This window comes from Photobacterium sp. GB-36, assembly GCF_003026135.1.
Lineage (GTDB): Bacteria > Pseudomonadota > Gammaproteobacteria > Enterobacterales > Vibrionaceae > Photobacterium.
Genome location: NZ_PYNY01000025.1, coordinates 1 through 11,677 on the forward strand (window position 1 = coordinate 1; position 11,677 = coordinate 11,677).

At 37.1% G+C, this 11,677-nt stretch carries 9 protein-coding genes and 1 pseudogene; 6 read left to right on the forward strand and 4 right to left on the reverse strand.

From position 1 onward, the window contains the following. Positions 1-370: 370 nt before the first annotated feature. Positions 371-579: pseudogene (locus C9J46_RS21960) on the reverse strand (phage integrase N-terminal SAM-like domain-containing protein); the annotation flags it as partial. A 149-nt stretch (positions 580-728) separates the two neighbouring features. On the opposite strand from C9J46_RS21960, the gene C9J46_RS17620 reads away from it, so the two are divergent. The 3 genes from C9J46_RS17620 to C9J46_RS17630 all read left to right on the forward strand — a co-directional run bounded on the left by C9J46_RS17620 (position 729) and on the right by C9J46_RS17630 (position 2,991). Beyond that, on the forward strand, positions 729-1,502 hold the full coding sequence (locus tag C9J46_RS17620; RefSeq protein ID WP_107291293.1) for a GNAT family N-acetyltransferase: 774 nt from the start codon (positions 729-731) through the stop codon (positions 1,500-1,502). A gap of 123 nt (positions 1,503-1,625) precedes the next feature. After that, positions 1,626-2,264 carry a hypothetical protein gene (locus C9J46_RS17625; protein ID WP_045127031.1) on the forward strand — a complete coding sequence of 213 codons (639 nt, stop codon included), beginning with the start codon at positions 1,626-1,628 and terminating at the stop codon, positions 2,262-2,264. A 328-nt stretch (positions 2,265-2,592) separates the two neighbouring features. Then, a complete protein-coding gene (locus tag C9J46_RS17630; RefSeq protein WP_146147685.1) occupies positions 2,593-2,991 on the forward strand; it encodes a hypothetical protein in 399 nt (132 codons plus the stop codon). 294 nt (positions 2,992-3,285) lie between these two features. Here the strand turns inward: C9J46_RS17630 and C9J46_RS17635 are convergent, their stop codons facing one another. The 3 genes from C9J46_RS17635 to C9J46_RS17645 form a co-directional block, all read right to left on the reverse strand. Then, entirely contained in the window at positions 3,286-4,686 is a 1,401-nt protein-coding gene (locus C9J46_RS17635) for a sensor histidine kinase KdpD (protein WP_107291294.1), read from the reverse strand. A 2-nt stretch (positions 4,687-4,688) separates the two neighbouring features. Next, a complete protein-coding gene (locus tag C9J46_RS17640; protein WP_107291295.1) occupies positions 4,689-5,360 on the reverse strand; it encodes a response regulator transcription factor in 672 nt (223 codons plus the stop codon). A 77-nt stretch (positions 5,361-5,437) separates the two neighbouring features. Beyond that, a complete protein-coding gene (locus C9J46_RS17645) occupies positions 5,438-7,054 on the reverse strand; it encodes a phosphoethanolamine transferase (protein WP_107291296.1) in 1,617 nt (538 codons plus the stop codon). Between the two features lie 266 nt (positions 7,055-7,320). Here C9J46_RS17645 and C9J46_RS17650 point away from each other — a divergent pair, with 266 nt between their 5' ends. The 3 genes from C9J46_RS17650 to gpmA all read left to right on the forward strand — a co-directional run bounded on the left by C9J46_RS17650 (position 7,321) and on the right by gpmA (position 11,619). Next, positions 7,321-9,219: an LTA synthase family protein gene (locus C9J46_RS17650; protein ID WP_107291297.1), complete on the forward strand. Its 1,899-nt coding sequence runs from the start codon at positions 7,321-7,323 to the stop codon at positions 9,217-9,219. A gap of 115 nt (positions 9,220-9,334) precedes the next feature. Further along, positions 9,335-10,522 (forward strand): cystathionine beta-lyase, encoded by a 1,188-nt coding sequence (gene metC, locus C9J46_RS17655; protein WP_107208482.1) that lies wholly within the window; start codon positions 9,335-9,337, stop codon positions 10,520-10,522. A gap of 404 nt (positions 10,523-10,926) precedes the next feature. Beyond that, positions 10,927-11,619, forward strand: coding sequence for a 2,3-diphosphoglycerate-dependent phosphoglycerate mutase (gene gpmA / locus C9J46_RS17660; protein ID WP_107246573.1), 693 nt, complete (start codon positions 10,927-10,929; stop codon positions 11,617-11,619). The last annotated feature ends 58 nt before the right edge of the window (positions 11,620-11,677 follow it).

Consider the following 11,677-nt stretch of genomic DNA (forward strand, 5'->3'; position numbering starts at 1 on the left):
TATCATGAAGGGTGATGACAAAAAGCAGTCGAGCGTTATCCTTGGTGTGAACCAATAATATTAATACCCTGATTTATAATAAAATCCTCTTTAATTCTGAAGCGTGAATGCCATTATCCTTATTATTTAACATCGGTTATCTGGGTCGAAATATTCCCGTTAATTGCATGACATGTTGGCAGCAGGGGCAAAAGGGTTGGGCTTTTATACGTACCGTTTTATTCGGTGAGGGCAACGTCAGTTGTTCTGCGAACATGAACATAAATTGGATAGCTTGAAGCAGCTTCTTTTCATTACCCCGCAGCAAAGCATAATCACGTAGCCGACGAAATCCTTTCGGTAATATATACTGCAATATCCATCTTTAATAACGTTGAAGCACATGCCTAAAGAAAAGCTGTAAGTCATTACGATCAATTTTCACGGTACTCCATGAATGTGTTTTGATCAGTTGTGTAAAATACCGCTTCAAATCGTCGGTAGTTAAATTGTTGCCGATTTATCCAGTTGATGTGTGATGTGACGTAGTGCACGACTATAAGCATCAATCGTAGCGGTACGTTTACCTTGCAAGGTAATAGGGGTAAGTTATTGTTAATAAAGAGAGTCTGAGCGATTTTTCAGTGCTTTATTAATGATGAATACTCCTTTTTAAAAGGTATATTTATTTTAGCCTACAATTTTTCCGCTTAGTGCGGTGTTAGATTTCATTAAAAGACGAGAGATGAATGCAGGACAAAAGAGTACAGGAAGTATACAACTCTTACTTTATCTTCAATAACGAGCGGGCTCTGTCTACTGATACACCAAGTGAGCTTTCCGTTACAGATTTAACTTCTTACGCTACTTATGTAGACAAAACGCGTAGATACGACAATCAAATAATTGTTCGAGATATCTGCAATTTAGAATCATTGGATAATAGCCTTGAGCTATTCGACATTAATTTGCCACTAGAAATCAGTGTTGAACCAAAAGCTATTACACCCGAACTCAATTCATGGCTATCAAGCCACGAATTTACTAATGTGTTTGAACATGAATTTCTTCAACTAACACAAGAGAATTTGCTGGCCTCAAAGGACTCATCAAATGCTATTAATGTAGAAGTATGGGGACATAGTAAAGTTGACGATTTTCTCTCTCTGTTAAAAACGTCTGGGGTAAGTTGTTCAGACGACATTTGGTTAAAAAAGCGTTCGCTATATTGTACTGATAAATTTCGTAGCTATGTAGCATTCGTTAATGGCATGCCTTGCGCATGGGCTACAAGCTTTTTTGAAAGTAAGCATGTAATTTTAGCTAACGCATATACACAAGAAGAGTTTCGAGGCCGAGGTTGCCAAAAAGCATTGCTTGATGCGCGCATAAAGGATGCTTTCGATAACGGTATTGAAGTTGTCCTAACGGATGTGGAATTAAACAGCACTAGCAGTCGTAATTGCAAGTCTTTTGGCTTTACTAGTGTTGGCGTAAGGAACGTTTGGTGTAAGGAAATATAACAGAATAATGAACGTGACATTTACTCGTAGCGCAACTTTTATAGAAACGTAGTGATCCATGCGTTTCAATCAGTTTGGGCTAGTAAATGCCGTTATTGTGACGTTATAAAACAAGAGTGATTTATGGAAAAGTCAGATTCGTTTATTGTTGATTTTTGGGCATTTGTATTCAAAATGCTTGGCAAAATTTCATTTTTCAACTTGGTCAGAAGGCTATGCCCTAAAGCTAGAACTGGTCGTTTTTCTGAAATATGGGCTTTAAGTCATGTGTTTTTATCTATCGTGTCTGTGCCTGCTGTCTTATACATCAATAATCAATATATCGGCTTTGCTATAGCTTCTTATGCATTATTACGGGTTTATGAGGTTGTAATTTATCAAACAAATGTACTTTTGTTTGATGAATATCGAGCGATCAAGGCTGGTAAAGAATACAAATTGCATGGTTATAGACGAATTGTGATCTTGTTAATGCAGAACTATTTCGAGATTATTTTCTGGTTTGCAGCGCAATATATTTTCTTTCAAAACATCTTCTCATTCGCAGTTGATGGATCTCACGAAAGTGTTTTAGGAGCGGTTTACACGAGTTTTGTTGTAATGACTAGCTTCGGGTTTTACAACGTGACACCGTTAGGGGTTTTAGCTTACTCACTAGTTATTGGGCAAGCAATGATAGGTTTGTTCATGACATTGTTGAGTTTAGCGCGATTTATTGGTGTTATACCGACACCTAAGTCTATGGATGTTACGGAGCAGTAATTTGTTTTATGACAAATAAGGATAAGTGTCGTTCAGCCGACACCTATCTGAAGTTTTGAATAAGTCCAAGCCAACTTATATAAGTAAATATTGAAATGATCATCAAGGGTGATGCCAAAAAGAATTCGAGTGTTATCTGTGGCTAAATATTCCTGTTAATTGCATGACGTGTTGGCAGCAAGCAGGAACAAAGGGTTGGCTTTCGCTACGAGCAATTATTGTCAATCCTTTGTAATCGCTTATGGCAGCGTAATACCATCTATTTGAGAAAGAGATTATGAAAAGGTTTAAGAGAGTAAATAATGAGAACAAGCTGTTGGAATATGAGATGGCGCAAAACTCTGCTGAACATCATGATAACTTAGTTTGGTCCGTTTCAACTTTAACTTGGGGTGTTAGCGCTGTACTACTTGGTTTTGTGCTAAATAACATTGTCGAGAACGAATTAGGAATAGTCATACTATTGTTTTGTTTGATTGGTGTATTTTTGATCTTATGCTCTTGGATGTTTGCTCGTCAGTTTAGAAGTATACGCAATCAAAAATACGTTCGTTGTAAAGAGCTAGAAGCAGAACTTGGACTAGTTCAACACACAAATACCAAACATAAAAATGGAAGCCAAAGTGCGCTTTACTCGATAATTATGTTGCTCTTTATCACTACGTGGACTGTTGTTTTTATAAAGGTAGTGGCAGGATTTTTAGGTTTTGAGTTATCGATGATATGACAAGAGTACAAACGGAACGTTTACTCTTAGAGCATTAAATCGTTCAATAGCACAATATCAAGCAGAGAAAGCCACTGCACGTGAGCTTATTGAACAGTAGTATTTAACCTTTACTGTTTAGGACTAGTATTGCTGAAAACGATGCTTTTAAATATGTAGTTAAGCTTTGTTACGGTAATATAGCTTAAAAATAAGTTATCTCAAACAAAAGCCCCATATTCTGATGAATATAAAAAGCAGTAATGAATAATACGCATTGCTGCTTTTTTATATTTAGCCTATCAACTGGTTTATTCACGACAATTCTTTTTTTGGAATCCTTACTAATACCTGAAAATCCCCATGCTCTAACTGGTTTATTGATAACTCGTAATCGTTAATTTTGCAGATGTTATCAACGATAGATAATCCCAAACCATAGCGATTGTTATTAGAACGTGAATCATCATGCTGAAATAACGGTTGCACCAGTTTATCGACTTCCTGCTGCGAGTAATTAATAGAGGATGAGTTGGTGATAGTGAATACCACATCCTGATCATCATTATTAATCGTAATATTAATAGCGGTATTAGGCATGCTGTAAAACAGTGCATTATCTAATAAGTTGGTGATGATAGTTTTTAAACAAAACTCATCAGCGAGAATAGGGTGATGAAGCGTATTATCTAAAACTACACGTTGTTTAATATCGTCATATTTAAAGTTTAAATCATGAATCACGGTACTTAATAAATTTGTGATTTCAATTGGCTGTTTATAAAGAGAAAGTGAATGAGACGTGCGCTGTAGTAATAATAGGTTTTCTACTATTACTTTCATTCGGTTCGATATTTGTAGAATGTCCGAGGTAAAGGTTTTCGCTATACGTTCATCATCTGGAAAGCGTTGATGCACTTCGGTTAGGGTGATGAGTTCTGCAATAGGCGTTTTGATTTCGTGGGCGATATCAGAGGTGATCCGTTTTTCGTTATCGACCATTTTACGGTTAGTTTCGAGGAAGTTATTAAGCTCTTTACGGATTAAATCAATCTCAATATAAGAGGATACATTTTCTTTAAACGCAAAGGTGTGATTTTGTCGTTGCTGTTTATTTTCGTTAAACAGTTTTATTTGATCATTTAAGTTTACGAGAGGATCAAGCCCTTTACTCACAATGATTTTAGCGACTACACGCATAATGATCATCGAGAGTAAAAAGCTACCAACCAGTAAAATATCGAGAATGCCTGTAACTTTATCAAGTCCTGTCGTTGATGCATAAATGGTTAAATAAATAGGGGTTGGCTTTTTATCTTTAGGTTTTGCGAGATAAGAGTATAGAAATGCCTTACCTATTTCATGGTTTGGTAAAGTGACATCGACAATTTGATAGCTATTTAGTGGTAACTTCTTGTGTAGTAAATGGATGTTGGGATAATTATTGAGCGATGTAGAACGATAAATGACATCATCATTTTTCCAGATCTGATAATAGGCATAATCTTTATCGCTTTTAATCGTTTGTGCAAAATCTTGGATATTGGTGATGGTTTTAAACTGTCCGGCTTTTTGTTGGATCTCTAATTCAAATTGTTCTTGAACCCAATTATCTACACTGAAATCGACGAAAGTAAAAACAATAATAATAAAGAAGCCAAATACGGCGCTGATCGCGTTAATTAAATTCTTTTTAATTGAGCGAGGATTTGTCATGTTTAACTCTCTACGTAATACCCAAAACCGCGTTTATTTTTTATTGGCAATACAGCCTCAATATTTTTCGCTTTTTTACGCATCGTAGAGATATGTACTTCAATGGTATTTTTCGAAATATAGTCGAAGTTATTAGTAATATTATCGCTGATCATACTAGCGGTAAGGATTTGACCTCGGTGAGTGAAGAGATAATCGATGATCTTAAATTCATTCGGTGTGAGTTCTAAATCGTTGTTACCATAGAATAACGTTTTTTTATTAAGATCTAACAAAAAGCCATCAATTTCAATGGTATTGGTAATGCTTACAGCTTGGCAACGACGGGAAATTGCTACCACACGAGCATGGAGTTCATCAAATGAAAAAGGTTTAGTAACATAATCATCAGCACCTTGCATTAAGCCATCAATACGATCTTGGCTTTGTGTTTTGGCTGAAAGAATAATAATACGAGTTTCAATGCCTGTTTGACGCAGTTTATTTAAAATCGTCATACCGTCAATGCCAGGGAGCATGAGATCTAAAATAATAATATCGTAATCATTGTCTAATGCTAAGGTGAGTCCTTCATTACCATTTTCTGCTTCATCAGTGGAAAAGCCTAAATTATTAAACCCCACAGCTAAACTACGACGTAATGCCGAGGAATCTTCGATAATCAGTATTTTCATGGAATGAGAGCTCAAATAAAAATGTATACCTGCAATGTCTTACAAGTATACATTAAGTTAATGGGATCATTGAATGGTTATGATTTGGCTCGACAGCTTGCTGTGATATCTAGCTTTGGATTAATCACTTTTGATTTCACACCATATAAGCTCAGTAGGCTAGGGAATAAGTTATCTTGTGAAAGTCCGGGTTGCGATTCTTTAGCAACTAAACATGCTTTGTTAATTCCTTTTTGTTGAGCGTATTGCTCTGGTAGCCATAGTAGCCAAGGCACGTGTTTTTGCTCTTTAGGTGCAATAGAGAAGGGCGCACCATGAAGGTAGAAACCGTTCTCACCTAAAGATTCACCATGATCTGACATATATAACAAAGCAACATTATATTTATTTTCTTTGGCTTTCAGCATTTTTATCATTTGTTCTGTCACGAAGTCGGTGTACAGAATAGTATTGTCGTACACGTTCTTAATTTCTTCGTCAGTGCAATTTTCAATGTCGCTGCGATTACATGATGGCTTAAATTTATCGAACGCTTTAGGGTAGCGTTTGAAATAAGTCGGTCCATGACTACCGATTAAATGCAGTACCAAAAATTTATTTGTATCGCCTTTATCAATAAAACGTTGGGCTTTATCTAGCATTACACTGTCGTAGCAACTGGTACCATTACAGAATTGATTATGCTGGGAAGGATCGATCGCTTGATAGTTAACGCGATCTGCTACGCCTTTTGATCCGCCATCGTTATCAAGCCACAATACTTTCGCCCCTGCGCGATGGATAATATCAACGGCATTATCTTGAGAATATGCACGATCTTGGTTGTAATGTGCTCGTGTTAAATTCGAGAACATACAAGGCACGGAAAGGGCAGTATAGGTACCGCAAGATTCAACGTTTTTGAACGATATTATGCCTTCATTTTTGGTGTATGGATTGGTGTCACGTTTATAACCGTTATAAGCATAGTTATAGGTACGTGCGGTTTCACCTAAGATCATCACAAATAAAGTAGGTTTATGGTTTTTACTTGGGCTTAGTTTTGCGTCTAACCCTTGTTGTTTAAATGGTAGTGGTTTGTAAATAAACTTCTTATAGAGGTACTTACCACCCGCATATACATGACCTGGAATGATCATACGGTTTAAAAAATGGTTATTTCGACCCACAGAAGCATAGCTTTTAAATGTCGTTAATCCGACGAGCAAAATCGCTGTACAAGCGATACCGATTAACGCGACACGAGCAACGATATCTTTAATAAAAGACTCTCGCTTGGTGATTTTTACCATTGCAATCCAAATACTTGGCACAATACCAAATACGATGACGTAGATAATAGAATGGGCATTGACATAAGACAGCGCTTCATCTGAACGTGTTTCGAAAATACTTTCAATTACGGCATTATTAAATAAGGTGTGGTAATTCACTTCTGCATAGAGTGCCATCGATGAAGTAATGGTTAAGAAAATCATTACTGGCTTAAACAGGTATGGCCAACATAACACTGTGAAGATAATCAGAAATGCCGCCATCAATACAATCGGTGCAGTATATGGAAAAAAGACATTAGACACTGAATGGCTTAAATCGAAAATCTTAGCGAGGATCGGATAGTTAAAGCATAGGGTGAAGTATGCTGACATCACCACGATGAAGCTTGTCATCTTAATTTGGAAAATTTGACGCATTACGAGCTCTTATGAATTAGCGAATAGCCATATCATCCATTTTATAACTTAAGGCTTACTTAATATTTGGATTAAAATCACTATTATTTTCAAACATGCTCACCCCTTATTCAACAAAATTGACTATCAATACTGAATTAACTTTCAACAGATGTTAGAAATGAAGAAAATGATATGGTTAATCTAAATCAATACTGCGAATAAATTGGACATAGATGCATTTTCTTGCTTCTCTAAAAGGAATCATTCATTAGCAAGGAATAGCTGTGCTTGCAATAAATACCATTATATCTTTTGCCTTTTTAATCGCAGCGATCTTTATTACTAAGTTGCTCGCTTTATTAAGTTTTGTTGAACTTCCCATCGAACTTAGTTCGCAAGATGGCATCGATGCTTTACTTTTTGGTATTTACTTTGATGCTAGCGCTGCTGTTTTACTGACTATCCCCATTTTCCTTAGCTTAATCATTGCTAGTTTATTTAAACGAGCAACCAATCAATTAACTCGATTCTTACTCTGCATTGCGATTTGTTGGGTTGTTATTACTACCTTTTCTGATGCCATTTATGCCAAAGAAGCCAGTAAACATGTCACATTTGAACTGTTTAATACGCAAGGGATGGAAGTGTCACTTATTCAGACTGCGTTTAAAGGTTACTTTGGAACTGTCGCGCTTGGTATTGCATGTTTATTAGTATCACTGTTTTTCATTTGGAAATATTTGCCATTATCCAATAGAAAGCAAGCAAACTGGTATTTTAATAGTCTGTTTATATTTTTGTGGTTAGTTACTACACTAATCATTGTTCGCGGAGGCTGGAAAGACTCACCTCAGAGTCCGATGAGTGTTTATACTATTGGTGACTTAGATAAAGCCTTCATTGCTTGGAATGCTCCCTATAGCATTGGTTACTATCTCTCTAAAGGCGATCTTGCGCCCATAGAAAAAATCACTAAAAATCCAACGTCACAGCAAGTTAAGTTTTTTGAACATACACAAGAAACAGCTTCTCCTGCCCAGCTTCAATCACTTAAATCGGCCAATGTCATTGTTGTTCTGCTTGAGAGTTGGTTGGCTTTTGATATGCAAAGTTACTCGGGTGTTGTGAATGCCACGCCATTTTTTGATCAACTTAGAGCACGTTCTTTTTCGACGTATTCAACCTATGCCGATGCTTATCGAACAGTACAAGGGACGTTTTCTACATTTTGTTCTTACCCAAATCCTATAAACGGCTTTATGGCAAATAGCCAATTACAAAATGCTTCTTATTCATGTTTACCACATATTTTAGCTGAGCGAGGTTGGCAAACAGCCTTTATTCAGGGAAGTGGAAGAGGGGCGGTTGGGGCTTTTGCACAAACGTTAGGGTTTGAGGAGTCGTACGGTAAGTATGATTACCCATTCAAAGCGGTGCACAATGAATGGGGATTTATGGATGATGATATCTATCGTTTTTCTTTAAACCAAATCGATAAATTCAGCCAAACGGGTAAACCCTTTCTTATGACCATCAATACAGGGACCACTCACGGTTCTTTTTTACCGGATAATGTTGAATATGTTTTTGGTCGCGAAAACATCATTAACGAGCGTAGAAGTGTGATGAAGTTCGCTGATGATGCACTGAAACGTTTTATTCCTAAATTGGATTCGAAGCTTGCTCAACTCGATAAGCCGACCATCGTTATTTTGCTCTCAGATCACACGGCAAAAACGATAACTGGAGGATTAGTTAAAAATTCTATTCCACTTCTCATCTATGCGAGTGATCAATCTATCCCTAATGAAAAGAGGTCGATCACCTCATCTCAGAGAGATATTGCACCCACGATTATTGATTGGCTTGGTGGTTATGTTCCATGGTTTACTGGCAACTCGCTATTTGATGATAGCTATGATGGTCGCTCAAGCTTTTCGTATGGCACGAATTTCTTTTGGCTAACCAAAAATCATGGTGTTGCGATAGATAGTGCGACTGGTGAGCTACATTCTTGTTTTGATATTGATAATGATGTTGTGACTAAAAGACGATTAGAGTGTTCTGAGCAAGCTTGGAGCGAATCTCTTTTTGCCGAGGGAAGTTATTTTAATGCTATTTCACAGCAGTTGTTGTTTGAGGGAAAAACGCAACAATACCGTAAAGTAAACACCAAACTTTAAGGATAATTGTTCATCAGTTTAGTGCTTGATACTTATGATAACTTGCTAGTTTGTTGTGTTTATTCATGTTATACAAGAAACAGAATAGATAGACGAGTAAGGGAATCACGAAGTTATGTCTAGTAAGAAAATTGATACTGCATTAGTGAGTGCAGGAAGAAAGAAAAAATACACTCACGGTGCGGTGAACAGTGTTATTCAACGTGCTTCATCATTAGTTTTCGATACGGTTGCAGATAAAAAACATGCTATTAAGAACCGTGCGAAAGGCGAGTTGTTTTACGGACGTCGTGGCACGTTAACCCACTTTGCGCTTCAAGATGCGATGGTGGAATTAGAAGGCGGTGCTGGTTGTTATTTATATCCATGCGGTGCGGCTGCGGTATCTAACAGTATTTTAGCGTTTGTTGCTTCTGGCGATCATGTATTGATGACAGGTGCCGCCTATGAGCCTACCCAAGAGTTTTGTAATATTGTCCTTAAAGGATTAGGGGTTAGTACTACTTATTATGATCCCTTGATTGGTGAGGGGATTGCTGAACTTGTACAGCCAAATACCAAGGTTGTTTTCTTAGAATCACCAAGCTCTATCACAATGGAAGTGCAAGATATTCCAGCAATTGTGAAAGCTGTGCGTGCTGTTAACCCTGATGCTGTGATTATTATGGATAACACATGGGCGGCAGGGGTGCTATTTAAAGCGCTCGAGCACGGTGTTGATATCTCTGTTCAAGCTGGTACGAAATACATTGTTGGCCACTCTGATGCGATGATAGGTACGGCAGTTAGTAATGAACGTTGCTGGGATCAACTACGTGAACGTTCTTATTTAATGGGGCAAATGGTTGATGCTGATACCGCGTATGTGGCTGCTCGCGGATTGCGCACTATGGGCGTTCGTTTAAAACAACATCATGAAAGCAGTATCAAAGTAGCAGAATGGCTGGCAAAGCGTCCAGAAGTTGCAACCGTTAATCATCCAGCACTACCAAGCTGTAAAGGCCATGAATTCTTTGTGCGTGATTTTTCTGGAAGCTGTGGTTTGTTTTCATTTGTGCTTAATAAACGGTTATCGAGTGAAGAAGTTGCTAATTTCTTAGATAACTTTGAGCATTTTAGTATGGCGTACTCTTGGGGCGGTTATGAATCTCTTATTTTGGCAAGCCAACCTGAAGAGTTAAATCGTATTCGTCCTGTGGGCAAAGTAGATTTTGAGGGCACGCTTATTCGTGTTCATATTGGTTTAGAAGATTGCGACGATCTCATTGAAGATTTAGCCAATGGCTTTAGCCGCATCGCTTAATTAACCTTAAATATATCCTACAAAATAAATCGCTTTTTTCATCTGTTATGGCATTTGAAGAAGCGATTTTTTATTATTCATGTAAATAATACTTTACGAATGAGTTTTTCAATCATCCCCATAAAGTTAAAGTAACTAATTTTATCAACTGGTTAATGTCTATTGTTACTCTGCTCAAACTCTATAATGACGCGATAGATACACATAATGACGGTATGTAGCACTTTTATTTAATAACTTTTCTTTATAGTCAGTATTGTAATCGATGAGGAATGGATTTAATCTACAACTAAAGATGATAATGATTATCAATTAGAAAGTAATTGTTAAATGCCATATGGAAATGACAGCGATTAAAAAGACGAATCTACTTAACTCATGATGTTGAGTTTCAAGGGGCTGTTATGAAAAATACACGTATTGTTTTACTTCGTCATGGTCAAAGTGTTTGGAACAAAGAAAACCGTTTTACTGGCTGGGCGAATGTCTCTCTTTCTGAATTAGGCGAAAACGAAGCGCGTAACGCAGGTATTAAATTGAAAGAGAATGGTTTCAACTTTAATTTTTGCTATACCTCAATGCTTGATCGTGCGATCAAAACATCTAACTTAGCATTAGAACAGCTTGATTCTTTATGGATCCCTGTTGAGCACGACTGGCAATTGAATGAACGTCATTATGGTGATCTTCAAGGATTGAATAAAGCAGAAACCGCAGAGGAGTTTGGCGACGAACAAGTACACATTTGGCGTCGTAGTTATGATATTGAACCACCACAAGTAAGTGAAGATAGCTCTTTTTATCCAGGTAATGATAGACGTTACCAAGAACTACAACATAGCCAACTTCCACATGGTGAATCGTTGAAAGATACTTATGATAGGGTAATACCATTCTGGAATGAAAATATTGTCCCTAATGTTAAACCTGGCTCTGATATTTTAATTGCCGCTCACGGTAACAGCTTACGTGCTTTGATTAAATATTTAGATAATATCCCTGATGACAAAATTACAGAATTAGAAATACCAACAGGTGCACCATTAGTTTATGAATTTAACGAGCAAATGAAACCTGTACAGAGCTATTATTTGTAATGCGTATTAAATGAAATATTGAGAAACATGCCCTATTGAATAGGGCATTTTTTTATTA

What these genes read in the sequence shown, in the direction of transcription:
- C9J46_RS17635 (WP_107291294.1), bottom strand. Translation starts at nt 4,686, where the DNA reads ATGACAAATCCTCGCTCAATTAAAAAGAATTTAATTAACGCGATCAGC.
- C9J46_RS17625 (WP_045127031.1), top strand. Translation starts at nt 1,626, where the DNA reads ATGGAAAAGTCAGATTCGTTTATTGTTGATTTTTGGGCATTTGTATTC.
- gpmA (WP_107246573.1), top strand. Translation starts at nt 10,927, where the DNA reads ATGAAAAATACACGTATTGTTTTACTTCGTCATGGTCAAAGTGTTTGG.
- C9J46_RS17630 (WP_146147685.1), top strand. Translation starts at nt 2,593, where the DNA reads ATGGCGCAAAACTCTGCTGAACATCATGATAACTTAGTTTGGTCCGTT.
- metC (WP_107208482.1), top strand. Translation starts at nt 9,335, where the DNA reads ATGTCTAGTAAGAAAATTGATACTGCATTAGTGAGTGCAGGAAGAAAG.
- C9J46_RS17620 (WP_107291293.1), top strand. Translation starts at nt 729, where the DNA reads ATGCAGGACAAAAGAGTACAGGAAGTATACAACTCTTACTTTATCTTC.
- C9J46_RS17645 (WP_107291296.1), bottom strand. Translation starts at nt 7,054, where the DNA reads ATGCGTCAAATTTTCCAAATTAAGATGACAAGCTTCATCGTGGTGATG.
- C9J46_RS17640 (WP_107291295.1), bottom strand. Translation starts at nt 5,360, where the DNA reads ATGAAAATACTGATTATCGAAGATTCCTCGGCATTACGTCGTAGTTTA.